Annotated in this window: 20 protein-coding genes; 9 read left to right on the top strand and 11 right to left on the bottom strand. The window is 51.2% G+C overall.

What is annotated here, in order from left to right; translation table 11 throughout:
* Positions 1-111 precede the first annotated feature (111 nt).
* Complete coding sequence (locus tag ACTHUF_RS03185) at positions 112-348, top strand: hypothetical protein (RefSeq protein WP_315094777.1); 237 nt, start codon at positions 112-114, stop codon at positions 346-348.
* Positions 349-451: 103 nt separating this feature from the next.
* On the opposite strand, the gene ACTHUF_RS03180 is transcribed toward ACTHUF_RS03185, so the two are convergent.
* Together ACTHUF_RS03180 and edd are read right to left on the bottom strand one after the other, a co-directional pair.
* Positions 452-1090: a bifunctional 4-hydroxy-2-oxoglutarate aldolase/2-dehydro-3-deoxy-phosphogluconate aldolase gene (locus ACTHUF_RS03180; RefSeq protein WP_003745733.1), complete on the bottom strand. Its 639-nt coding sequence runs from the start codon at positions 1088-1090 to the stop codon at positions 452-454.
* A gap of 194 nt (positions 1091-1284) precedes the next feature.
* Entirely contained in the window at positions 1285-3120 is a 1836-nt protein-coding gene (gene edd, locus ACTHUF_RS03175) for a phosphogluconate dehydratase (protein ID WP_003745735.1), read from the bottom strand.
* Positions 3121-3601: 481 nt separating this feature from the next.
* Between edd and zwf the strand changes: the two genes are divergently transcribed.
* The 5 genes from zwf to pgi all read left to right on the top strand — a co-directional run bounded on the left by zwf (position 3602) and on the right by pgi (position 9479).
* Positions 3602-5047, top strand: a complete 1446-nt coding sequence (gene zwf, locus ACTHUF_RS03170; RefSeq protein WP_063076069.1) for a glucose-6-phosphate dehydrogenase — start codon at positions 3602-3604, stop codon at positions 5045-5047.
* Between the two features lie 63 nt (positions 5048-5110).
* On the top strand, positions 5111-5806 hold the full coding sequence (gene pgl, locus ACTHUF_RS03165) for a 6-phosphogluconolactonase (RefSeq protein WP_440407026.1): 696 nt from the start codon (positions 5111-5113) through the stop codon (positions 5804-5806).
* Positions 5787-6767, top strand: coding sequence for a glucokinase (locus ACTHUF_RS03160; RefSeq protein WP_003745741.1), 981 nt, complete (start codon positions 5787-5789; stop codon positions 6765-6767). Before pgl ends, ACTHUF_RS03160 begins: the two co-directional genes overlap by 20 nt.
* A gap of 76 nt (positions 6768-6843) precedes the next feature.
* Positions 6844-7692, top strand: coding sequence for a DNA-binding transcriptional regulator HexR (gene hexR, locus ACTHUF_RS03155; protein WP_004519348.1), 849 nt, complete (start codon positions 6844-6846; stop codon positions 7690-7692).
* 143 nt (positions 7693-7835) lie between these two features.
* The gene (gene pgi, locus ACTHUF_RS03150; protein ID WP_440407024.1) at positions 7836-9479 is read left to right on the top strand and encodes a glucose-6-phosphate isomerase; all 1644 of its coding nucleotides are present in this window, start codon (positions 7836-7838) and stop codon (positions 9477-9479) included.
* A 51-nt stretch (positions 9480-9530) separates the two neighbouring features.
* On the opposite strand, the gene ACTHUF_RS03145 is transcribed toward pgi, so the two are convergent.
* The 6 genes from ACTHUF_RS03145 to ACTHUF_RS03120 all read right to left on the bottom strand — a co-directional run bounded on the left by ACTHUF_RS03145 (position 9531) and on the right by ACTHUF_RS03120 (position 16263).
* Positions 9531-10628 (bottom strand): NnrS family protein, encoded by a 1098-nt coding sequence (locus ACTHUF_RS03145; RefSeq protein WP_440407022.1) that lies wholly within the window; start codon positions 10626-10628, stop codon positions 9531-9533.
* A gap of 31 nt (positions 10629-10659) precedes the next feature.
* Positions 10660-11274, bottom strand: a complete 615-nt coding sequence (locus tag ACTHUF_RS03140; RefSeq protein WP_036491903.1) for a CadD family cadmium resistance transporter — start codon at positions 11272-11274, stop codon at positions 10660-10662.
* A gap of 309 nt (positions 11275-11583) precedes the next feature.
* Positions 11584-12276 carry an ATP-binding cassette domain-containing protein gene (locus ACTHUF_RS03135; RefSeq protein WP_009310824.1) on the bottom strand — a complete coding sequence of 231 codons (693 nt, stop codon included), beginning with the start codon at positions 12274-12276 and terminating at the stop codon, positions 11584-11586.
* Positions 12276-13073 (bottom strand): ABC transporter permease, encoded by a 798-nt coding sequence (locus tag ACTHUF_RS03130; protein ID WP_440407020.1) that lies wholly within the window; start codon positions 13071-13073, stop codon positions 12276-12278. Before ACTHUF_RS03130 ends, ACTHUF_RS03135 begins: the two co-directional genes overlap by 1 nt.
* A 234-nt stretch (positions 13074-13307) precedes the next feature.
* Entirely contained in the window at positions 13308-14285 is a 978-nt protein-coding gene (locus tag ACTHUF_RS03125; protein ID WP_440407018.1) for an ABC transporter substrate-binding protein, read from the bottom strand.
* Between the two features lie 58 nt (positions 14286-14343).
* On the bottom strand, positions 14344-16263 hold the full coding sequence (locus ACTHUF_RS03120; protein ID WP_440407016.1) for a TonB-dependent receptor: 1920 nt from the start codon (positions 16261-16263) through the stop codon (positions 14344-14346).
* A gap of 308 nt (positions 16264-16571) precedes the next feature.
* Between ACTHUF_RS03120 and fumC the strand changes: the two genes are divergently transcribed.
* Positions 16572-17960, top strand: a complete 1389-nt coding sequence (gene fumC / locus ACTHUF_RS03115; RefSeq protein WP_440407014.1) for a class II fumarate hydratase — start codon at positions 16572-16574, stop codon at positions 17958-17960.
* 50 nt (positions 17961-18010) lie between these two features.
* Here fumC and ACTHUF_RS03110 read toward each other — a convergent pair whose 3' ends face one another.
* Both ACTHUF_RS03110 and argH read right to left on the bottom strand, forming a co-directional pair.
* Positions 18011-18535 carry a hypothetical protein gene (locus ACTHUF_RS03110; protein WP_315093828.1) on the bottom strand — a complete coding sequence of 175 codons (525 nt, stop codon included), beginning with the start codon at positions 18533-18535 and terminating at the stop codon, positions 18011-18013.
* A gap of 167 nt (positions 18536-18702) precedes the next feature.
* Positions 18703-20082, bottom strand: coding sequence for an argininosuccinate lyase (gene argH / locus ACTHUF_RS03105; RefSeq protein ID WP_440407012.1), 1380 nt, complete (start codon positions 20080-20082; stop codon positions 18703-18705).
* A 92-nt stretch (positions 20083-20174) separates the two neighbouring features.
* Here argH and ACTHUF_RS03100 point away from each other — a divergent pair, with 92 nt between their 5' ends.
* Entirely contained in the window at positions 20175-21212 is a 1038-nt protein-coding gene (locus tag ACTHUF_RS03100) for a sensor histidine kinase (RefSeq protein WP_049344383.1), read from the top strand.
* A gap of 199 nt (positions 21213-21411) precedes the next feature.
* Positions 21412-23997, top strand: coding sequence for a bifunctional aconitate hydratase 2/2-methylisocitrate dehydratase (gene acnB, locus ACTHUF_RS03095; protein WP_440407010.1), 2586 nt, complete (start codon positions 21412-21414; stop codon positions 23995-23997).
* Between the two features lie 184 nt (positions 23998-24181).
* Here the strand turns inward: acnB and ACTHUF_RS03090 are convergent, their stop codons facing one another.
* The gene (locus ACTHUF_RS03090) at positions 24182-25645 is read right to left on the bottom strand and encodes a DEAD/DEAH box helicase (RefSeq protein ID WP_371464924.1); all 1464 of its coding nucleotides are present in this window, start codon (positions 25643-25645) and stop codon (positions 24182-24184) included.
* Between the last annotated feature and the right edge of the window lie 117 nt (positions 25646-25762).

Here is a 25762-nt window from a genome sequence, read left to right as displayed (position 1 = left end):
TTGATTTTTGCATTAGGGTTAGGGAGCGCGGCATTTGCCTCTGCTGAAAAAATACTGCCTCTGAACGAAACAGGCTGAATTGACCAACCCTTACAGGTTAAACGTGGCCAAGTGTATGGTTTTAATAGCTCGGCAGATGCCGGTTTAGTGCTTTCATTCGCGCCTGTCAGTCCCGGTGTCGTTGTAAAAGACCCGAAAGGCAAACGGATTGCTTTGGAAGTAGGGGCTGATGGTGATGCGCCTGAAAACCGCTTCAGCTTTGCCGAAATCGATCAAAAAGGACGTTACACCATCCGCTTCCCGAGGACAGGTAAGATTGAATCTTTGTGTGTCAATGCCGCCAGTTAGGATAAATATCAAGCTGAATAATGCTTGATTCAGTATGCTTGCAGTAAAGAAAAGGCCGTCTGAAATCATATTCAGACGGCCTTTTCTCTTTCCTATAACCTGATTAGGCTTTGGGTTTCAAAGCGGCAGCTTCGCGAGCCAGACGGGTGATGGTATCCCAGTCTTTGTTTTTGATGGCTTCTTTCGGAGTCAGCCATGAGCCGCCGACGCACAAGACATTAGGCAGTGCCAAGTATTCGGGTGCAGTTGCCAGGCTGATGCCGCCGGTCGGGCAGAAGCGCACGTCGGCGTAAGGGCCGTACAGGGCTTTGAGCATGGCTTTGCCACCGACGACTTCGGCAGGGAAGAGTTTGAGGGTGTCGATGCCGTGTTCCAAAGCCAGTTGGACTTCGCCCGGGGTGGCAACGCCGGGAATCAGGGGGATGCCGCTGTTGTGGCTGGCTTTGGCAAGGGATTCGTGCAAACCCGGGCTGATGGCAAAAACCGCACCTGCGTCTTCAACGGCTTTGAGTTGCTCAGGGTTGGTAACCGTACCTGCGCCGACGATGGCGTTGGGCACTTCTTTGGCAATCAGGCGGATGGCGTCGAGGCCGACGGGGGTGCGCAGGGTGATTTCGAGGGTGGGGATGCCGCCTTCGACAAGGGCGTGGGACAAATCGACGGCGGTGCTTAAGTCGTCAATCGCCATCACAGGCACAACTGCGCCGGCGGTCAGGATTTCGCGTGGGGTCAGTTTGGACATTTCAGTTCTCCAAGTGGGATAGGGGCATTTTTGTTGAGGTCAAACGGGAAGGGGCTAAGTTTTCAGACGGCCTTTTTGAGAAATGGAGGAAGTTGTTTATTCGCGGGAAAGCTCACGCTGCGTCTGATCCGTTTAAACAGCTTCAATAATTTTTCAGACGACCTTCTATTCACGAAGGCCGTCTGAAACGGACATCAGGCAAATTCGCCGCCGAAGCTCATGGCACCGGTTTCTGCGCTGCTGGTCATGCTGCGGAAGTTGGCGAAGAGTTCGCGGCCGCAGCCTTGTTGGTTTGCGCTCAAGTCGATGTGTTCGACTTCGCGGGCGTTCCATTCGGCTTCATCAATCAGGACGTTGAGTTCGCCGGTAACGGAGTCGAAGCGGATCAGGTCGCCGGTACGGATTTTGGCGATGTTGCCGCCCATCAGGGCTTCGGGCGTCATGTGGATGGACGCGGGCACTTTGCCGGATGCGCCGGACATACGGCCGTCGGTTAGCAGCGCCACTTTGAAGCCGCGGTCTTGCAGGATGCCCAAAGGCGGGGTCAGTTTGTGCAACTCGGGCATACCGTTGGCGCGCGGGCCTTGGTAGCGGACGACGCAGACAAAATCGCGTTCCAACTCGCCGCGCTCAAATGCAGCCAAAACTTCGCGTTGGTCGTTGAACACGATGGCAGGCGCTTCGATGATGCGGCAGCCTTCGCGCACGGCGGACACTTTAATCACGCCGCGACCGATGTTGCCTTTCATCAGGCGCAGACCGCCGTCCGGGGAGAACGGGTTGTCGGCTTTGCGCAGGATGTCGTCGTTGCCGCTGGTTTCGGGAGCTTCACGCCATTCGAGTTTGCCGTCGATGAGGAAAGGCTCTTTGGTGTAGTGGCGCATACCGTGTCCGACGACGGTATCGACATCGTCGTGCAACAGGCCTGCGTCCAGCAATTCGCGGATAACGAAAGGTAAGCCGCCGGCAGCAGTAAAGTGGTTCACGTCGGCTTTGCCGTTGGGGTACACGCGGATGAGCAACGGGATGATGGAGGAAATTTCGTCGAAGTCGTCCCAGTTCAAAATCACGCCTGCGGCGCGCGCCATGGCGACGAGGTGCATGGTGTGGTTGGTCGAGCCGCCGGTCGCCATCAGGCCGATCAGGGCGTTGATGAAGGATTTTTCGGTCAACATTTCGCCCAAGGGTTTGATGGTGCCGTTTTTGATGCCCCGCGCGAGGTGTCCGGCAGCGTAGCGGGTCAGTGCTTCGCGCAGGTCGGTATAAGGGTGGACGAAGGCGGCGGCAGGCAGGTGTACGCCCATCATTTCCATCATCATTTGGTTGGAGTTGGCGGTGCCGTAGAAGGTACAAGTACCCGGGCTGTGGTAAGAACCCATTTCGCTTTCAAGCAGGGCATCACGGCCGACTTTGCCTTCGGCGAAAAGCTGGCGGGTACGGGCTTTTTCCTTATTGCCGATACCGCTGGACATCGGGCCTGCAGGGACAAAGATGCCTGGGATATGGCCAAACGACAACGCACCAATCATTAAGCCGGGAACGATTTTGTCGCATACGCCCATAAACAGACCGCCGTCAAACATTTGATGCGACAGACCGATGGCGGTACTCATGGCAATCACGTCGCGGGAAAACAGCGATAATTCCATGCCGGCGTAGCCTTGCGTGATGCCGTCGCACATGGCGGGTGTGCCGCCGGCGACTTGGGCGGTCGCACCGTTTTTTTGTGCTTCGTCTTTGATTTGGTCGGGGAAGTCTTTAAACGGCTGGTGTGCGGAAACCATGTCGTTATAGGCGGTGATGATGCCTAAGTTGGGGACGGTTTCCTGAAGCATTTCGATTTTGATGCTTTTGGGCATGGAGGCGTAGCCGTGTGCCAAGTTGCTGCAGCCGAGCTGGTTGCGCTCTAAGCGTCCCATCTGTTTGGCGCTGCGGATTTTCGCCAAATATTTCTCACGCGTCGGGCGGCTGCGCTCGATGATGCGCTCGGTAATTTCGGCGAGTTTCGGGTGAATAGGAGTGGGGTTCATGTGCGGTCTCCTGGCTAAACGATATGATAGGGATTTTGTTTGCGCGTTTCTGATTTTTGTATTGGGTATGTTTCAGACGGCCTTGAGCTGTGGGAATGAATAATAAGGGCCGTCTGAATATTTGAAGATTTCTCTTCGAAGCGTCCGCATATTATAGTACAAAATCTGTAATTTTGTTACAAAATAATTTGCTAAATGTAAGAAATTTGATTTAAATCGAGGTATGGTCAATTCGTAAAACGATGGGCTGTAAAAGTCATCAAACTTTTATGTTAAATCAAACAATTTGTAAAAATGAGAATAGACAAAATGTGTAGCCATGTGTAGTATTACTACTCATTAGCCCGCTTGTTTGAAATTTTGGTGCAGGCGATTGGTTTTTTACTGCTTATTGCTTAAAGGCTTTTGATTCTAATCGATTTTTATGGATGATGACAGTCCAAAAGTTTTGAAGCAAGCTTCCTCAACGAGAGATGAAACAATGAGTACACAGACAAATTTTGATTTGGTGTTGTTTGGCGCGACCGGCGATTTGGCAATGCGTAAACTTTTGCCTTGCCTGTATCAGGCGCATGTAGCCGGTTTGCTTCATCCCGAAGGTCGTATTTTGGGCGTAAGCCGCAGCGAATTGGATACCGCCGGCTTTTTGGCCAAAGTGGAAACGAATTCTAAAATCCATGTCAAACAAAACTTTTCAGAAGAAGCGTGGGCATCGTTCATCCAACGTCTCGAGTATTTAAAAGTCGATGTGACAAAGAAAGATGACTTTATTGCTTTGGGCGACTTGGTAAAAGCACGTAAGAATACTGAAAATGTCGTGATCTACCTCTCAACTGCGCCGAAATTCTTTGCACAAGCCTGTGAAAACCTTGCCGAAATCGGTTTGAATGCCGATAACGTGCGCGTGGTTCTGGAAAAACCGCTGGGTACAGACCTGGCCTCTTCCCAACAGATCAATACAGATGTGGCCCGTTATTTCAAAGAAGAACAAATCTACCGTATCGACCATTACTTGGGTAAAGAAAGCCTGCAAAACCTGCTGGCCCTGCGTTTTGCCAATGTGATGTTCGAGCCTTTGTGGAACAACAAATACATTGAAAGCGTACAGCTGACCATTGCCGAGCAGTTGGGTGTGGAAGAGCGCGGCGAGTTCTACGATATTACCGGCGCATTGCGCGATATGGTGCAAAACCACTTGATGCAAATGCTTTGTATGACCGCCATGGAAGCGCCCGCCAGCTTGGATGCCGATGCCGTGCGTGATGAAAAAGTGAAAGTCATCAAGGCTTTGAAACCGCTGACCATCGAATCCGTCAATGAAAATGTTATTCGCGGCCAATATGTTGCGTCAAACGGCATGAACGGCTATCTGGAAGAAGTCGATGTACCGAAAGACAGTTTCACTGAAACCTATGTCGCCATCAAAGCCGAAATCGAAAACGAACGTTGGAAAGGCGTACCTTTTTATCTGCGTACCGGCAAACGCATGGCAGGCAAAGTAGCGGAAATCGTGTTGAATTTCCGTCCGCTGCAAAACCATATTTTCGACAACAGCCAAGCTGCGCCGAATCGTTTGGTTATTGAACTACAACCGACCGAATCTGTCCGCCTTTACACGCAAGTGAAAACCCCGGGTGCAGGCAATAAAGTGGAAGTAACGTCTTTGGGCGTGGATTTGGGCAAAGCCGTAGAAGGCCGCCGCGCCGAGGCTTATGAGCGTCTGCTGCTGGATGTGATTAACGGCAAACTCGCTTTGTTCAACCGCCGCGACGAACTCGAAGCCGCTTGGGAATATGTGATGCCGATTTTGGAAAACTGGGCGAACAATACAACGCCTCCGCATGCTTACGAAGCCCATTCTTGGGGCCCTGAAGCTGCGCGTGCGCTGTTGGCGCGCGACGGCAACAAGTGGCACGAAGAGCAATAATATTTCTTTCAGACGGCCTTGTTTTCCAACAAAAGGCCGTCTGAAACCATGAAAGGACGAAACATGTTTGTTTGGCACGAACAAGAAAACGCCGCAACTGCCGCGCAAGCTTTGGCCGATGCCGTTGCCGCCGCACTGCAAACCGCATTGAATGAGAAAGGCCATGCGGTTTTGGCCGTTTCCGGCGGTCGTTCGCCGATTGCGTTTTTCGAGGCTTTGTCGCAAAAAGATTTAAATTGGCAAAACATCGGCATTACTTTGGTGGACGAGCGTATTGTCCCGACCACGCATGCCGACAGCAATACGGGCCTGGTGCGCGAATATCTGCTCAAAAATAACGCGGCCGTTGCCACATGGATTCCGGTTGTTGAAGACGGAAAATCTGAAACTGAATTACAACCTGAAGTTGTCGTTGCTTACGCATTGAAACATTACAAGCAACCTGACGTGCTGGTGTTGGGCATGGGTTCAGACGGACATACGGCGTCGTTGTTCCCTCAAGCGCCTCAATTACAGGCTGCAATCAATGAAGCCGATGACCCGACATTGATTCATACCACGCCGGTTACCGCGCCGCATGAGCGCGTAAGCATGACTTTGGGTGCGATTGCCAAAACGCCGAATGTGTTTTTGGCCATTCAAGGCGCAGAGAAAAAAGCAGTATTTGATAAAGCTGCCGTAAGGGCCGATACCGAATATCCGACCAGCCTGATTCTCAATCATCAAGGAATTAACTGTCATGTCTACTATGCACACTGAAGCTTATCCCCGCCTGGTCGCCGATATCGGCGGTACGAATGCCCGTTTTGCGCTTGAAACTGCACCGCAAGTGATTGAGAAGGCTGAAGTTTTACCATGCAAAGATTATGATACCGTCGTTGATGCCGCCAAAACTTATTTGGAACGCGCAGGCAGCCCGAAAGTTTTGCATGCCGCCTTTGCGATTGCCAATCCGATTTTGGGCGACTGGGTGCAGATGACCAACCACCACTGGGCGTTTTCCATCGAGACCACCCGTCAGGCTTTGGGTTTGGAAACCTTGATTCTGTTGAATGACTTTACCGCCCAAGCTTTGGCAGTGACCAAAACCGAAAAGAAAGACCTGGTACAAATCGGCGGGCAAAAGCCCATCGAATTTGCGCCTAAAGCCGTCATCGGCCCGGGTACAGGTTTGGGTGTCAGCGGTTTGGTGCACAGCGCCGCAGGCTGGGTGGCTTTGTCAGGCGAGGGCGGCCATACCAGTTTTCCGCCGTTTGACGATATGGAAGTGTTGATTTGGCAATACGCTAAAAACAAATACGGCCATGTTTCCGCCGAGCGTTTCTTGAGCGGCGCAGGTTTGAGCCTGATTTACGAGGCATTGGCCAAACGCGACAACATCAAGCAATACCGTCTGAAGCCGTCTGAAATTACCGATAAGGCATTGAGCGGGACTTCTCCGCTTTGCCGTCAGACTTTGGATATTTTCTGCGCCATGCTGGGTACGGTTGCTTCCAATTTGGCTTTGTCATTGGGTGCGCGCGGCGGCGTGTATTTGTGCGGCGGCATTATCCCGCGCGTGTTGGATTACTTTAAAACGTCCCCGTTCCGCAGCCGCTTTGAAAATAAAGGCCGCTTTGAGGCTTATCTTGCCGCTATTCCCGTGTATGTCGTATTGAGCGAGTTTCCGGGCATCGTCGGCGCAGCGGCGGCATTAGATAATCATTTAAATAACGTTTAAACACACAAACGGCGGTGCAGGGCAGGGGTGGAGAAAACCTTTGTCCTGAACGTCAAAAAATCAAAGGGTAGAGTATATGTTAAGCAAAATCAGCGAATCATTGTCCAACCTCTCCGGCGCAGAACGCAAAGTTGCCGAATCTGCGCTGGCCGAGCCGAAGTGGTTCGTTCATGCCGCTGTGGCCGAAATCGCCGAGCGTGCATCCGTCAGTCAGCCGACAGTAATTCGTTTCTGCCGCAGTTTGGGTTATAAAGGCTTGCCTGAGTTCAAACTCGCTTTGTCTGCCAGCATCGGCCACGAAGGCATGCCTTACGTTCATGAAGAATTAAACGCCGATGACAACATGGGCAGCGTGGTCGAAAAAGTATTGGGCAATGCCGCAGCCTCCCTCTTGGGCGAGCGCCGTTTCCTGAAAGAATCCGAGCTGGAAAACGCGATTGCCATTCTGATGCACGCGCGACGCGTTGAGTTTTATGGTGTCGGCAACTCCGGCATCGTTGCCCAAGATGCGCAACACAAATTCTTCCGCTTCGGTATGTCCACCGTTGCCTATGTCGATACGCATACCCAGCTGATGGCGGCTTCCGTATTGACCGAGCAGGATGTGTTGGTGGCGATTTCCAATACCGGCTCATCTATCGAATTGTTGGACGCGGCCAGTATCGCCAAAGAAAACGGCGCAGCCGTTATCGCGCTGACCCGTAATGATTCGCCGTTGGCTCAAATGGCCGACTGCGTATTGAGCATTGCCACTCAGGAAAATGCCGAGCTTTATACGCCTATGGTGTCCCGTCTTCTGCAGTTGGCCGTTATCGACATTCTTGCCATCGGCTTGGCCTTGCGTTTGGGCGACACTGCCAGCACGCAATTGCAAAAAAGTAAAAAAAGCATACATAACAAGCACATCGAATACGATAAAGATTGATTCTTCACTGACATTTTCAGACGGCCTCGTCCCATATCAAGGCCGTCTGAAACCTCAAAAAACGGAAACCATCCCGTTCCCGTTTCAGACGACCTCACGGCCGTTTTCTCAACAAAACTGTCCACTATCCAGGAGAGCATCCGATGAAACACCTTCACGATTTACCAGCTTGGTCAAAATTATGGATACATTTTGACGAAACCAAAGAACAACACATGCGCGAAATGTTCGAGCAAGATCCCGAACGTGCCGAGCGCTACTGGCTGCAGGTTGGCGGTCTAACTTTGGATTATTCTAAAAACCGCATCAACGACGAAACCATGTCGCTTTTGTTCGAGCTGGCGCGTGAAGCAGGCGTGCCGGAACGGATGCAGCAAATGTTCCACGGCGAAAAAATCAATACGACAGAAAACCGCGCCGTACTCCACGTTGCTCTGCGCAACCGTACCAACGCCCCCATCGTCGTAGACGGCGAAGATGTGATGCCTAAAGTCAACCATGTCCTGCAACGCATGGGCGAGTTCGCGCATGAAGTCCGCAGCGGCAGCTGGTTGGGCTATACCAACCAAGTCATCACCGACGTCGTCAACATCGGTATCGGCGGCTCCGACCTCGGTCCGCTGATGATGTGTACCGCGCTCAAACAATTCGGCCATCCGCGTTTGAACATGCACTTCGTCTCCAATGTGGACGGCTCCCAACTGCGCGACGTATTGTCCAAAGTCCACCCCGAGACCACCCTCTTCATCATTGCCTCCAAAACCTTTACCACCCAAGAAACCCTTACCAACGCCCTGACCGCGCGTAAATGGTTCTTGGATCATGCAGGCGATGAAAGCGCCGTGGCCAAACACTTCGTTGCCGTATCGACCAACCAAAAAGCCGTTGCCGAATTCGGTATCGATACCGCCAATATGTTTGAATTCTGGGATTGGGTCGGCGGACGATACAGCCTGTGGTCGGCCATCGGCCTGCCGATTATGCTGTATCTCGGCGAAGACAACTTCATCGAAATGCTCAACGGCGCGCACCTGATGGACCAACACTTCATCAACACGCCGCTAGAGCGCAACATGCCCGTCATCCTCGCCCTCATCGGCATCTGGTACATCAATTACTACGGCGGCGGCAGCCACGTTATCGCGCCTTACGACCAACATCTCCACCGCCTGCCTAAATTCATTCAGCAGCTCGATATGGAGAGCAACGGCAAACAAGTTACCCTTGACGGTAAACCGGTCGGTTACGAAACTTCCCCGATTATTTGGGGCGAAACCGGTATCAACGGCCAGCACGCCTTCTTCCAACTGCTGCACCAAGGTACGCACATCACACCGATTGACCTCATCGCCTCTCTTGAAAAACGCAGCAATTTGCAAGGCCATCACGAAATCCTGTTGGCCAACGTCTTTGCCCAAGCCGAAGCCTTTATGCGCGGCAAAACGCCTGACGAAGTACGCGCCGAGCTTCAAGCCCAAGGCATGGAAGCAGAGCGTATCGAAGAGCTGGTTCCGCATAAAACCTTCTCCGGTAACCGCCCGACCAACCTTATCCTCATGGACAAAATCAACCCGCGCAATATGGGCAGCCTAATTGCCATGTACGAACACAAAACTTTCGTTCAAGGCATTATTTGGGGCATCAACAGCTTTGACCAATGGGGCGTAGAACTCGGCAAACAACTGGCCAAAACCATTCTTGCCGAATTGACCGGCGAGACCGAAGTGCAAAAACACGACAGCTCCACTACACGCCTAATTAATCTTTATTTGAACGCCAACAAATAAAGCATTTATTTAAAGCTAAGGCCGTCTGAAAGTTTCAGACGGCCTTTTGTTTTATTCCGGATCATCCGTAAACGCATTTTCCCGAAATATCGGTACAAACGTGAAAAGATACAGTACGAACACGGCGATGGTCAGAAGCGCAGGGACGGTGATGAAAAATATTGGGTTCACGTTCATCAAGAAAGCGCGTGAGATGGCGGCCATAAAGAGTAGGAGGACGGCAATGCGGCAGAGTTTCGGGTAGTCGAGTTTGGTAAAGCCGCTGTGCCACAGCCCGGCGGTCAGCCACACCATCATCACGCCCCCCATCATGCCGCCGAGGGTAATCAAATGCAGGGGGGCAGAAGCGGGCAGGTTTTGCAGTTTCGCCGCGCCTGTCCACAGATAGCCGGCTGCGGCAAAAAGCTGGAGCAGGTAATAAGTGCAGACGTAGTGTTTGCGCAGGAGTTCGTGATGGTGGAGCTCACGCAGCTTGGCGAGCAGGATGAATCCGACGGCAAGCGCGGTAAAACCGGCGGTTTGCGCGGGCAGCCAAAGTTCGGCGGCGGCGTGCAAGAGCAGGAAAGTAATGGCGATGTTTTTATAAACGATATTTGGAATAAAAACAGGGTCTTTCAGACGGCATTCTTTAAGGGCTTCCGCGCCCAAAAGAATGCTGACGCGGACGGATACAAACATGACAGCTGCCATGTTCAGATGTACTTGCGCGCGCAGTAAGTTCAAATCGCCGCTGACGGCATAGGCCGTCTGAAAAATAGTAAATGCGGCAAGCAGCATCAAGAGGGCGAAGTTGTCAGTGTTGCGGTCGAGCCAAATCAGCCAGGCGCAGAACAGCAGTAATACCAGCCAATAGGCGGCGACGAAAAACGAGGCGGTTTGCGGAGAAAAGGGCAGTATGGCGGATGCGGCGAGCAGTAATGCCGCCATCAAAGTAGCGACAGGTTTCAGACGGCCTTGATAGCCCGTCCATTCGAGCATGGCGGCAGTCAGAAAACCGCCGTATGCCGCAGGCAGCATGAGTTCTAAGAAGATTTGGCGGTGCAAAATGACGGCACCGGGGCTGATGAAAAACACCAACGCGCCGAGTATGGCAAGCACCGCCGCACCGACGAAAAACGGCCGCATGGGGTGGGTGAAAAACTTATTCATGGTTTGTCAGATACTCAAATGCCCGTATCATTCATATTATTGATATTATTGTTTGAATTGTATTATTTTCAATAATAATAAATAATCCTAAACCAATATAAATAACAGCCATTATCCAACGACTAAACTTCTCTACAATTTCACCAACACCTGAAATATTAGCCAATCTTTGTGCTGTATATACTAAAACAAAAATCAATATTAAAAATACAAGAAGAGTAACTAATAAGTCGACAAGATCTAAAGTCACAAAGTAAGGAACAAAAAGTCCAATATTATCTGCACCACAACTAGCAACTGTAACCAAAGCAACAATACCGACTAATTTTGACAACCCTTTTTCATCCAATTCTTTTTTAGCTCTTTTTTCGCCCTCACAATCGTCGTAAATAGCAACTTTAATACCTAAGTAAATCGGTATTAAACCTAATAAACCCAACACCCATTTTTCCGGAACATAATGCAAAACAAAAGCTAGAAATAAACTAACTAATATTAAAATTACAGAACCTAAATATTGTCCGATATAAATATCTCGATATTCTTTTCTAGTATTTGCTCTAGCAAAAAATATTAATAGTATTACCAACAAATCTACTGCTGTAGCAATATATAAAACAGCAGCAGTAATCACAGTCGAAAACATAAAGCACCTCATAATGAATCCCCTGCCCCCTTGGTACCACGGCTTTTTCAAAAACCGAATCGCGTTCGGATAACAGATTCGTATCTTTCGCTAAAGAGGCAAGCCTGCGGCTTGCTTACCCTCTCCCTAGCCATCTCCCACGGGGAGAGGGAATTGGGCTGTCGAGCCTGAACATTTTCAGGTTTACCTGACATCTGATTCCCAATTCTACGGCTCTCTGATTTTGAGAAACCTGATCCCCTTTCCCCGTGGGAGAGGGTTAGGGAGAGGGCAAAGAACCGCAAGGTTTGTCAGAAATTTAAATTCCTATCACTCATAATAATGAATCCCCTGAAACTCTCTTGCCACCACGGCTTCTTCAAAAGCCGAATCGCGTTCGGACAGCGGCGTAGGCAGGGTAATCACGTTTTGCACGTTCATGCCCTTAGTGGAAAGCAGCATGATTTCATGGCTCAGGCGTGCGGCTTCGAAGCGGTCGTGCGTTACCAGCATACACGCCATGCCCTGCCGCTCGATTTTTTCCACCAGCATGGCGACCAAAATATCGCGCAAATCGCGGTCCAAACCGACGAACGGCTCGTCCAGCAAGGCAAGGTCGCAGCCGCACAGCAGCAGGCGCAAAAATGCTACCCGTTTCGCCATGCCGCCGGACAATTCGGTCGGATATTTGTTCAAATCGCCCGCAGTCAGCCCGACTTTCGCCGCCAGCGCGATGATTTCGCCTTCATCGGGTTTGTCCATAAAAATAGCGATATTCTGCATCGCGGTCAAGTTTCCCGGCAGGCGGTTTTCCTGAAACAGAAAACCCGTTTTGCGGAAAGTATTGCGTATCGTGCCCGATTTCGGCGTTTCCAAGCCCGCAATCAGCCGCAAAACCGTCGTCTTGCCGCAGCCGCTCGGCCCGAACAAGGCCTTCACTTCGCCATGTTGCAGGTTCAAACTGAAATCGCGCACGATGGGGTCGCGGAGAATTTCAAAACGCACGTTTTCAAGACAGAGCATCATCTCCTCCACGGCATAAACAAAATTTCCAAAGGCTTGGTAATCAGGTATTCAAACAGCGACACAAACACAATAACCAACACCACATAAGCCATCACCGTCGAAGTCTCCAGCATCGCCCTCGCGTCCGCAATCCGCGCGCCCACGCCTTCGCTCGCGCCCAAGAGTTCCGCCATAATCACCACCTTCACCCCCATCGCCACCGCCACGCCGATGCTGGAAATCACATAGCCTGTCAGATGTGGGATATACAGATAGCGGATTTTTTTCAGACGGCCTAATTTATAAGCGTCAAACAATTCCTCATGCTGCTTGTTCACGCTCGCCATCCCGACCGCCGCACTCGCAAACGTCAGCGGTGCAACCAACACAATGATGGTAAACAGCACGCTCGGATTGCCGAAACCGAACCAAAACAACGCCATCACCACCCAAATAATCGGCGGCATCGCCAACAAAACCGTAATCACAGGCTTGAGCAACGCCATCGCCGTCTTAAAACTGCCCGCCACCAGCCCCGCTGCCAGTCCTGCTACCAAAGCAACCGAAATGCCCACCAAAGAACGCCACAGCGAAATCCCGATTTCGTTTTCCTGAAAATGTTTCAATAAATCCAAAGACTTTTGAAACACCTCCACCGGCGCAGGCAGCATAAACTCACCGAACACGGCGCTGCCCCACGCCCACAACGCCACCACCACCATCGCCACGCCCAGACCGGCGAAGCCGCTCCAAAGGTAGTCGATGATGTAAAACACCGCAGGCTGCGGTTTGCGGATTTTGTCGGTTTTAATCATGGTTTGAGTGTTGGTTTGTCGTTATGTTTTGGCAAGGATAGGCCGTCTGAAAAAAGTAGGTTGGATACTCGTATCCGACAGCCCCCGTTTAGCCGAAATGTCGGATTCAAGAATCCGACCTACGCCGCTGGGAATTGATTTAACCTACGCAGCGGATAATGCTCTGAGGTCGTCTGAAAATAGAAGATTGAATACTTGCAACTATTCTACACTTTCAGACGGCCTTTCTCTCATTTAAGCCAAGAAGAACCCGTTATCCGGCAGCTTGCCGCCCAAAAGTTTCGGGTTGAACTGCATCAGGATTTCGTAAAACTTCAAAATCTCGTTCTTCACTTCGCTGCCTTTGGTTACCGTCAGCCGCGCGCCGTCCAAGCCCATGACTAGGGCGGGTTCGGGGGCGGGGAGGTAGTTTTTGCCGATTTTCGCCGCGCTTTGGCGGTTGGCGAGTATCCAGTTGAGCGCGTTTTTCAAATCCTGATGGAAGAGGTCGAACTGCGCTTTGTGTGCGTGGAAATATTCTTCGTTGGCGATGATGCCCGCCATCGGAATCAGCGGTTTAGTGTCAAACGCCTGCCCCCATGATTTCACTAAGTCAAAGCCGCGCACGACGTTTACGCCCATGGTTTTGCCTTTAAGTAGGCTGGCGGTTGCCATCGGTTCAGGCAGGATGGCGGCGTGGTAGTCCTTACTCAAAAATAGGCCGACTGCTTCGGGCGGTGTGGCTGTGTAAGTGATGCCGACTTTGTGCGCGTCGATTTTCAGTTTTTTCAACAAGGCTTGCAGCACGATGTCGGGCATGTCGTTTTTAAACGGCACGAGGATTTTTTTGCCGACCAAATCCTGTGGCGAGGTAATCGCGCTGCCTTTGCACATCAGCTGAGTGATGCCGTTGGTCAAAATATTGACCATGCCGACTTTCTGCCCTTGGTTGCGCAGGTTCACGCCGACATTGCTCGGACTCATCATGACTTTAAATTGTCCGCTTGCTACGCCTGCACGCAGTTGGTCGGGCGAGCGCCAAATTTTTAGCGATACATCCGCCTGCTTTGCCAGCTTGCCTTGCAACGCCGCTACGGCAATGGTAACGCTGGGCATTGCCGGTGCGCCGTATACGGTAAATTGTTCTTTACCGGCTGCCAACAATGAAGGCGAAACGCCTGCGGCTGCCAGCGCGGCGGTCATTTTTAAGAAATCACGTCTTTTCATATCCATTTTTTATCTCCTAATTCTTAAATAAGCCAGTGTAGGCATTCTTTCAGACGGCCTGATTTTAAAAAGCCGCGTGCAAACTCAACCAATATGTCCTGCCCGGTGCATACACTACACTGGGCGACAGGGCGAGGACGTGGTCGCCGCTGATGTATTCGGCGTATTTTTTGTTGAACACGTTGTTCACGCCCAAGCGTAAGCCGTATTTGTCTTTGATGTTTACGCCTGCGTAAAGGTCGGCAACGGTAAAGCCTTTGGCGGCTTCGCGTTTGTCTATGCCCAGACCGCTTGCCGCGTCAAAATCGCCGCGCGTTTGTTTGGCGACAAAGCGTGTTGCGGCGCCGATGTTGTAGCTGCCGTGGGCAAAGTAGTTTTTGTAGTCAGCTTGGACGGCGGCTTCAAACGGACGGATTTGATAGAGCGGCCTGCCGTCGGTTTCATTGTGTCCGTAGTTGTAGGCGGCTTTGATGCCTGCCGCCCAATGCGGATTGAAGTTGTAACGCGCGTAGGCCTGTGCGGTAAACAATCGTGCGTCCACGTTGCGTGTGATGATGCCGCTGCCGTTGGATGAAATACCGCTTTGTCCGTGTGCGCGGTCAAAAATAATCAGATCTTTGACTTTGTCCGCCACAAGCGTGCCGCCCACGTTCCAGCCAGCTCCTGCGAGCGAGTTCATATAGCCGTTGTAGTAGTCGTTGCGGCTGTCGGCGGTGAGCTTGATGCGGTTGTGTTTTTCGGTTTTCAGCAGGGGATTGCCTGCGATGGCGGCAGCTGGGTTTGGGTTCATCAATGCGCCGTTCATGCGGTTTTGCACGATGGCGGCAAGCGAGTTGAAGCGTTCGGTGTTGTCGCCGATTCGTTCTAAGTGAGCAAGGGAGACGCTGTATTTTTGCGTTTCAGACGGCGTGAAATCGTATTTGAGTTCGCCTGAGAAGGCATGACGGCGCACTTTGCCGTTGAAGTCGTAGCCGTAATGGGTTTTCCAGATTTGTTGTGATGAGGCGAAGGCGAGATTGCGGTTCATTGGATGGGCGGGTTGCGCCGTATTTTTGCGTACGTCCGCTTCATTGAGTTCGTAGCTCAAACCCAAGCCCAGTTTGTGTTGGTCGTCAAACTTGTAAGACAGGGTATCGGCAATGCGCCAGCGGTCGAGGTGTACATCGGCGAAACGGTAGCCGTTGAGGAAATCGCGCATGGCGGTGTGGGCGTTGCGTTCGCCGTTTTGGCTGTCGTTGCGGTAGCTGACGGCGGCATTGTTGTGGAACTTGCCGAAATCCGCGTCATGTTTGAGCGAGAAGTCGTACACTTTGCGGTCAAGCTCTACGAATACTTGCTGCGGTGTGTTGTTTGGGCGCAGGGAGTAATTGTCGGCATGGCGTTTGAGTTTGATGATGCCTGCTTCTGCGCTGACCGTATTGCTCAAATCGGCATTGCCCCAACGCGCGTTGAGTTTGGCGATGTGGCGTTCGGTATCCAATGCGTCGTTGACGAACTGCGGCTGGCGGTCGTTGTTGATGTCGTCGTGTAGGTAGGTGAGGCGGTATTCCTGGGTTTCAGACGGCACGAAACCGAATACCAAAGCTTGATTAAAACGGCTGTATTTCCAATCGGTCTGATTGCCGTCGCCGTCTTTGTAGCCGTTGGCCTTGGTGTGATTGAGGTTGGCCACGCCGTACACTTTTGCCCCACGCGCTTGCGCGGTAACGGAGTTGTAAAAGCTTTTGCCGTAAAAGCCGCTGTTTGCTTTCAACGGACGGAAGGCGTGGTCTATGTTTTCGGTAACAAAGTAGTGATCGCTGCGGTCGGTGCGGTCGAATTGGTTTTCAGGGAAATAGCCTTGTGCGGCGGTCGGCGCAATCGGTTTGGGAGGGGAGAAGGTTTTGACAGGCTGGATTTCATCAGGGTCTGCCAAGGTTTCGGCAAAGCTGTTTGCGGCGGCAAAACTGCTCATTAACAGGTAAACCAAATGTTTTCGTTTCATCTTCATCTCCTGATAATCATTTTTATTCATTATGCTCTTGGAGAGAAACAAAGTAAAGAAACGATAAGGTATTTATTGTCGATAAACACTTAGCGTAGAACACAAATCGGCAAGGAGAAAAATTTTTAGAAGAGGGGAGCGGCGGCGCAGGTTGTATTTGCTCCGAAATCGGGTTTTATCTTCTATTAGTATTTCAGGTTAATAAAGCAAAAGGCTGTCTGAAAACCTCTCTCTTTTCAGACAGCCTTTTGCTGGGTATAATAAATTTACGAATCATTATTATTTCTGTTTAAATGTAGGAGAAACGCATGAGTACCCGTACCGAACACGACACCATGGGCAATGTCGAAGTCCCGTCCGAAGCCTATTGGGGCGCGCAGACCCAGCGCAGCCGTAACAATTTCAAAATCGGCGGTGAAACCCTGCCGCAGCCGTTGATTTATGCTTTGGCGCTGGTGAAAAAAGCCGCCGCAGCAACCAATGTTTCCCTCGGCAGAATTAAGCCCGAGCAGGCGGATTTGATTACGCAGGCGGCGGACGACGTGTTGAACGGCAAGCTCGACGGGCAGTTCCCCTTAGTGGTTTGGCAGACCGGCTCCGGCACGCAGTCCAATATGAACATGAACGAAGTGCTGGCAAACCGCGCCAACGAAATCGCCGGTACGGGTTTGGCGGCGTATCAGCCCGTCCATCCCAACGACCATGTGAACCACGCGCAATCGACCAACGACGCGTTCCCGACCGCCATCCACGTTGCTGCCGCGATTGAAATCAATCGCCACCTGATCCCTGCCGTCCAAGCCTTGCGTGATACATTGGACAAAAAAGCCAAAGAATTCGCCCCCATCGTCAAAATCGGCCGCACCCACTTGCAAGATGCGACGCCGCTGACTTTGGGACAAGAATTTTCCGGCTACGTTTCCCAGCTCGATCACGGTTTAGGCCGTCTGAACGATGTGCTTAAAGACTTGTATGAACTCGCTTTGGGCGGCACGGCGGTCGGCACGGGCCTGAACAGCCATCCCGAATACGCCGAAAAAGCTGCTGCTAAACTCGCCGAATTGTCCGGCCTGCCGTTTGTCAGCGCGCCGAATAAATTTGAAGCCTTGGGCGGACGCGATGCTGCCGTTGCCGCTTCGGGCGCACTGAAAACGCTGGCGGCAAGCCTGAACAAAATCGCCAACGACATCCGCTGGCTGGCAAGCGGCCCGCGTTGCGGTTTGGGCGAAATCAAAATCCCCGAAAACGAGCCGGGTTCGTCCATCATGCCGGGCAAAGTCAACCCGACTCAATGCGAAGCGATGACCATGGTGTGCTGCCAAGTGTTCGGCAACGACGTTACCATCGGCATGGCGGGCGCGTCAGGCAACTTCGAGCTGAACGTCTATATGCCCGTTATCGCCTACAACCTTTTGCAATCCATCCGCCTGTTGGGCGATGCGTGCAACAGCTTCAACGAAAACTGCGCCGTCGGCATCGAACCCGTACCGGAAAAAATCGACTATTTCCTGCACCATTCCCTGATGCTGGTTACTGCGTTAAACCGCAAAATCGGTTACGAAAACGCCGCCAAAGTCGCCAAAACCGCCTATAAAAACGATAAATCGTTGCGCGAAACCGCCATTGAACTGGGCTTGTTGACAGGCGAAGAGTTTGACGAATTGGTCGTTCCTGCCGATATGGTTCATCCGCGTTAAGCTTTAATAATGAAACATGCCGTCTGAAAATGTGTTCAGACGGCATGTTTTTATGCTGCGCTTGTCTTTTCTTCGAATAGGGAAAAAATCATTGGCGTCAGATTGACGACCATTAGAAACATTATTGAGCTCAAAAATGTACGCCAGGCGTAATGCCACGCTTCCTTTCTGTCTGCTTGGGGTAGGAGCGATGCAGAATAGCGGTTGTGTAGGGTTTTTGCGGTGTCATTGTTTTCCAAATAGTCCAACGAAAGTACCAATAATTTGCCCGTGTCCTTGTGTTGTAAGAATTTGGCATGTTCAACCCAGATGCCCGGCTTGGCGTGTTCGCATAAAGATTCAATGCCGACGCAAGAGGCCAAGCTGTTTTGGTTGTTTTGCAAAATCGACAGCTCGTTTTTTTCAGCCTGCATGGTGGCGGCGGAGGTTTGATGAAGGTATGCGCTCATGCCGCTGCTCTCTATTGCTTGAAAATCATGGAGATGGCTGAATCCGCCATTTTCCCAGGCGACGAATACGGCATAGCATCCGCAGCATAGGCAGATCATGATCAATTTTAAGACAATGTTTTTCATCCTTGCTCCTTTTGTTTGAAGACGGCGGCAAAGTTAGGAGGCGTGTTTTCTCGTTTGAAGGTAAGTCAGGTTTTATCTGTTTTTATTGTGAGGTTGAGTGTAACACAGGTAATCAAAAGGCCGTCTGAAAATTTTCAGACGGCCTTTTATTATGTGTTTAGATGGGTTTAAGCCAATAATTCACGCCAGCGTTTGACTTGGAAACGGACTTGTTCAGGCGCGGTGCCGCCCAAGTGGTTGCGCGCGTTTAAGCTGCCTTCGGGTGTCAGCACGCTGTAAACGTCGTCGGCAATCAAACCGCTGAAACTTTGCAAGACTTCAAGCGGCAATTCGCTCAAATCAACGCCAGCTTCATCGGCATGGCGTACGGCTTGGGCAACGACTTCGTGGCTGTCGCGGAAAGGCATGCCTTTTTTCACCAAGTAATCCGCCAAGTCGGTAGCCGTTGCAAAGCCCTGCATGACGGCGGCGCGCATATTGTCGGGTTTAACGGTTACGCCGCGCATCATGTCGGCGTAAATGCGCAGGGTGTCGATAAGCGTGTCGGCAGTGTCAAACAAAGGTTCTTTGTCTTCCTGATTGTCTTTGTTGTATGCCAAAGGTTGCGATTTCATCAGGGTAACCAGGCCGATAAGGTGGCCAATCACGCGACCTGACTTGCCACGCACGAGTTCGGGTACGTCGGGGTTTTTCTTTTGCGGCATGATGGACGAGCCGGTGCAGAAACGGTCGGCAATGTCGATAAAGCCGAAACACGGGCTCATCCACAAAATCAATTCTTCAGACAGGCGGCTCAGGTGAACCATAATCAGCGAGGCGGCGGCGGTGAACTCAATGGCAAAATCGCGGTCAGACACGGCATCGAGCGAGTTTTGGCAGATTTGTTCAAAGCCCAACAGTTCGGCGGTGATTTCGCGCTGAATCGGGTAGGTGGTACCGGCCAGTGCGGCGGCGCCGAGCGGCATACGGTTGACGCGTTTGCGGCAGTCGACCATGCGCTCGAAATCGCGGCCGAGCATTTCAACGTAGGCGAGCATGTGATGCCCGAAGCTGACCGGCTGGGCAACTTGCAGGTGGGTAAAGCCGGGCATGACGGTTTCGGCGTTTTGTTCCGCCAAATCAACCAAGGCCGTCTGAAGGTTTTGAATCAGGTCTTGAATGACGGTAATCTGGTCGCGCAGCCACAGGCGGATGTCGGTAGCGACTTGGTCGTTGCGGCTGCGGCCGGTGTGCAGGCGTTTGCCGGCATCGCCGATTTTGTCGGTGAGGCGGCGTTCGATGTTCATGTGGACATCTTCCAAATCCAGCGACCAGGAAATCGTTCCTTCCTTGATTTCTGCTATAATCTCGGCCATGCCCTGACGGATGGCAAAGAGGTCGTCTTCGCTCAAAACGCCCGACTGTGTCAGCATTTGCGCGTGTGCCAGCGAGCCTTGGATGTCCCATTCTGCCAGCCGTTTGTCAAAATCAATCGAGCCGGTATATTTTTTGACCAGCTCGGAAACAGGTTCGTTAAAACGGCCTGACCAGGTTTTGTCCTTGCTCATATCAGCATCCTTAAAATATAAATAAAAAACAGGGTCTACGTCTTCAATATAGCAGACCCGTCTATACATTATGAAAGAAAACGGTTGAAATCATGTCTATTATACGTCAAATAAACCAGAATTTCGCAGTGCCGGATTTGCGCAATTCCGCAACTTTGGTGCGCCTGCTTATTGTTTTATTAATCAGTTTGTTTATCTTTCCGTTGATGACGGTATCGGGTGTGCCTTATCCGGAACAGATTTTCCAACATTTTTCATGGGCTTGCCCCGTCATCCTCTTAATTTTACTCAAGGTCTATTTCTTACAGGCATTTGCGCCTTCCCTGCTTCGCTCGCAGTACAGCGTTGTGGTTTCCTACGTCTCCAACCTGCTGATTTTCTTGTTTGTCGATCTAGTGATTTTGAAGACGGAAATTTGGCTGCTGATTCAACACTTCTTCTTGCTGACCTTTTTTTGTTTCAGTTTCATGTACATCGAAGCAGCCCGTCGCAATAGCCTTGCGCCTTCCATTTCCGAAGCCAGACTGAGAGCGTTGACAGCGCGTATCCGTCCGCATTTCTTGTTTAACAGCTTGAATGCCGCCATCAGCTTAATCCGTCTGCGTCCGTATGACGCGGAGACTTTGCTGGAAAATTTGGCCAACTTGTTCCGCGCACAACTGCGCGACGGTAGTCAAAACAGTACCTTAGGACAGGAAATCGAGTGGGCGCAGGAATATATTGCCATCGAGCAAATCCGCATGGGACATATGCGCGTACAGGTCATGTGGCAGCACCATGCGCCTGATGATGCGGAAACACCGCATCTGTTGTTGCAACCGCTTTTGGAAAATGCCGTATTCCATGGTGTCGAATCTATCCACCGTCCAGGGATAATTACGGTATTAACAAAATTGGAAAAATCATCTATTTTCATCAGTATCGAAAATCCGTGCGGAACGGAACCCAACGAAAATACCAAGCCGCATAAAGGTAATTCTATGGCCTTGCGCAATCTGAAAGAGCGCCTGACTTTGATGTATGACACCGACGCGAAAATCAGATATATCCAATCAGACGGCCTGTTCCGCGTTGAAATCATATTGCCGTACCGTAAAAAATCAGCCGAAGTTTCCCGTCTGTTTGGCTAAAACGCCTAGAATAGGGCAGCTTTAGATAATTAGACTATTAACACATTAAATAAAATAGTTTAAATTTATTACACTTAGTAACATAACTGTTCCCATTTTTTGAAAACTGGTCTATGATACTTAAAAGGATTGTTTACAATCCTTAATTGCAAATCATTTGCAATTGTCCAGAAGAAAAAACAGAAAAAGGAACAAAGAGATGTTAGAAGCCTATCGTAAAGCCGCCACCGAGCGCGCCGCCCTTGGTATTCCCGCCCTTCCTCTGACTGCTCAGCAGACTGCTGATTTGGTTGAGCTGCTGAAAAATCCACCTGCCGGTGAAGGTGAGTTCTTGGTTGAGCTGTTGGCTCACCGCGTACCGCCCGGTGTGGACGATGCCGCCAAAGTCAAAGCTTCATTTTTGGCTGCCATTGCCGAAGGCAGCGCATCCAGCCCGTTGATTTCCCCTGAGTACGCTACCGAACTGTTGGGTACCATGCTCGGCGGTTACAACATTCATGCACTCATCGAACTCTTAGACAACGACAAACTTGCGCCTATCGCTGCAAATGGTCTGAAACACACTCTGCTGATGTTCGACTCTTTCCACGATGTTCAAGAAAAAGCTGAAAAAGGCAACAAATACGCGCAAGAAGTATTGCAATCTTGGGCGGATGCCGAATGGTTTACTTCTCGTGCCAAAGTTCCTGAAAAAATTACTGTTACCGTCTTTAAAGTCGACGGCGAAACCAATACAGACGACCTCTCTCCCGCGCCCGACGCATGGAGCCGTCCCGATATTCCGCTGCACGCGCTGGCGATGCTGAAAAACCCGCGCGACGGCATCACGCCTGACAAACCGGGCGAAGTCGGTCCGATTAAATTGTTGGAAGAACTCAAAGCCAAAGGTCATCCGGTTGCCTACGTCGGCGACGTAGTCGGTACTGGTTCTTCACGCAAATCCGCGACCAACTCTGTTATTTGGCATACCGGCGAAGACATTCCGTTCGTTCCGAACAAACGCTTCGGCGGCGTATGCTTGGGTGGCAAAATCGCACCGATTTTCTTCAATACTCAAGAAGACTCCGGTGCGCTGCCGATTGAAGTCGATGTTTCCGCACTGAAAATGGGCGATGTCGTCGATATTCTGCCTTATGAAGGCAAAATCGTGAAAAATGGCGAAACCGTTGCCGAATTCAGCCTGAAATCTCAAGTATTGCTGGACGAAGTGCAAGCGGGCGGCCGTATCAACCTGATTATCGGCCGCGGTCTGACCGCCAAAGCGCGCGAAGCCCTGAAACTGCCTGCCTCTACCGAATTCCGCCTGCCTCAAGCACCTGCCGAAAGCAAAGCCGGTTTCACCTTGGCGCAAAAAATGGTCGGTCGCGCTTGCGGTCTGCCAGAAGGACAAGGCGTACGTCCGGGTACTTATTGCGAACCGCGCATGACGACTGTCGGCTCGCAAGACACTACCGGCCCGATGACCCGCGACGAGTTGAAAGACTTGGCTTGTTTGGGCTTCTCCGCCGATATGGTGATGCAGTCTTTCTGTCACACCGCTGCTTATCCGAAACCTGTCGATGTGAAAACCCATAAAGAGCTGCCCGCCTTTATTTCTACCCGTGGCGGTGTGGCTCTGCGTCCGGGCGACGGCGTGATTCACTCATGGCTCAACCGTCTGCTGCTGCCTGATACAGTCGGTACCGGCGGCGACAGCCACACTCGTTTCCCTATCGGTATTTCCTTCCCTGCCGGCTCCGGCTTGGTTGCTTTCGCAGCAGCGACCGGCGTAATGCCGCTCGATATGCCTGAATCCGTATTGGTACGCTTCAGCGGCAAACTGCAACCGGGCGTAACCCTGCGCGATTTGGTGAACGCCATTCCGCTTTACGCGATTAAACAAGGTTTGCTCACCGTTGCCAAAGCAGGCAAGAAAAACATCTTCTCCGGCCGCATCCTCGAAATCGAAGGCCTGCCTGATTTGAAAGTGGAACAAGCCTTTGAATTGACCGATGCGTCTGCCGAACGCTCCGCTGCCGGCTGTACCGTGAAGCTCAACAAAGAGCCGATTATCGAGTACATGAAATCCAACGTCGTGTTGATGAAAAACATGATTGCCGACGGCTATCAAGACCCACGCACTTTGGAACGCCGCATCAAAGCCATGGAAAAATGGTTGGCAAATCCTGAGCTGCTCGAAGCGGATAAAGATGCCGAATACGCTGCCGTGATTGAAATCAACATGGACGACATCAAAGAGCCGATTATCGCCTGCCCGAACGACCCGGATGACGTGTGCTTCATGTCCGAACGTTCCGGCACCAAAATCGACGAAGTGTTCATTGGTTCTTGTATGACCAACATCGGCCACTTCCGCGCTGCCTCCAAACTTTTGGAAGGTAAGTCCGACATCCCCGTCCGCCTGTGGATGGCGCCGCCGACCAAAATGGACGCGAAAGAGTTGTCCGACGAAGGTCACTACGGCGTACTCGGCCGTGCAGGTGCGCGTATGGAAATGCCGGGTTGCTCATTGTGTATGGGTAACCAAGCACAAGTACACGAAGGCGCAACCGTCATGTCCACTTCCACCCGCAACTTCCCGAACCGCTTGGGTAAAAACACCTTCGTTTACCTCGGCTCGGCAGAGTTGGCGGCGATTTGCTCCAAACTGGGCAAAATCCCGACCGTTGAAGAATACCAAGCTAACATCGGCATCATCAACGAACAGGGCGACCAAATCTACCGCTACATGAACTTCAACGAAATCGATAGCTACAACGAAGTAGCCGAAACCGTGAATGTTTAAGGTAACAAGGTAAACCGATTTTCAGACGGCCTTAAATAATAAAGGCCGTCTGAAACGGAAAAATAAAAAGGGCGTGTTCATCACGTCCTTTTTATTTTTAGTTTAATAAAAGGCCGTCTGAAAGATAAGTTTCAGACGGCCTTTGCTTAGGATAAATAATCAGAAACCGATTAATCAGCGTTGTTTACTTTACGCCAAAACCAGGTTGGAGCAGGGCGCAAGGCTGACGCTCGTGACGGCTGCGGCGTGTTCTGCCAGCAATTTTGCCGCAGGCAATACCCGGATCGTTTTTCTCTTCTGCTTTTTTCGAGTTTTTATCTGACTTGCTCGCGTATTCGTTGCGTTTGTTTCTATCATCGCGACGAGAGCAGCTGTCGTTGTGCTGAACCAGTTGTGCTTCGGCTTCATCTTGATTGTCGGTGCCCCACCAATGCGGCTCAAAGCCTTCGATGCGTTCCACATTCAAATCGCTGCCGGTTAGTTCTTTAATAGATTCAAACATTTTCTGTTCGGTTTTATCCATCAAGGAAATGGCAACGCCGTCGGCACCGGCCCGGCCGGTACGTCCGATGCGGTGGACGTAGTCTTCAGGTTGGGTTGGCAGCTCGTAGTTGATGACGAAAGGCAACTCGGCAATATCCAGACCGCGCGCGGCAACGTCGGTGGCAACCAAAACGCGTAATGTACCTTCTTTAAAGGCGTTGAGGGTTTCTAGTCGGCTTTGTTGGGATTTGTCGCCGTGGATGGATTGCGCGGCAATGTTGCGGCGGACGAGGTCGCGGGTAACTTGATCGACGCTTTGTTTGGTTTTGCAGAATACAATGACTTGATTCATATGCAAATCAACAATCAGACGTTCGAGCAGGTTGCGTTTTTTGAGTGCATCAACGGCAATGATGTGTTGCTCGACATTGGCGTTGGTGGTGTTTTGCGCAGCCACTTCAACCATTTCGGGCGTGTGCATAAAATCTTGCGCGAGCTTGCGGATAGGAGGTGAGAAAGTGGCGGAAAAAAGCAGGGTTTGTCGCTGTTTGGGCAACATCTGCATGATTTTGCGGATATCGTCGATGAAACCCATATCAAGCATACGGTCGGCTTCATCGAGTACAACGATTTCAACTTTGTTTAAATTAATATTTTTTTGTTTGACGTGGTCAAGCAGTCGGCCAACCGTAGCGACAACGATTTCGCAACCGGCGCGCAAGTCGGCAGTTTGTTTATCCATATTGACGCCTCCGAAGAGGACGGTGTGACGCAAAGGAAGATTTTTAATGTATGCCTGCACGTTTTGGTCAATTTGATCAGCCAGTTCGCGGGTTGGGGTCAATACCAACATACGAACAGGGTGCATGGCAGGGGAGGTGCTGGATGTGGCGTAGCGTTTCAGGCGTTCGAGGCTGGGCAGCATAAAGGCGGCGGTTTTACCTGTGCCGGTTTGTGCTGCGGCCAAAAGGTCGTGTCCTGCCAAGGCTTTGGGAATTGCTACTGCTTGGATAGGCGTCGGGTTTTCATAACCCTGATCGGTCAGGGCAGAGACTAATTCGCTGCCTAAACCGAGTGAAGAGAAAGGATTCATGATGGTGGCTTTCTGTTCAGACGGCCTTTTGAATGATAGGCCGTCTGAAAAATCTGATTCTGAAATGGACAAACCGCAGTATGATGTTGATTCTGCGGTTTGAAAAAAATGGGGAGCGGAATAATCCGTCAAGTAGTCCATTATGCCATAAAAAGAGGGACTCCCAAAATGGTGGTTGCGGCTAGGATT

This window comes from Neisseria sp. P0024.S006 (assembly GCF_051956595.1).
Taxonomy (GTDB): domain Bacteria; phylum Pseudomonadota; class Gammaproteobacteria; order Burkholderiales; family Neisseriaceae; genus Neisseria.
This window is presented reverse-complemented; position numbering and strand designations above follow the sequence as displayed.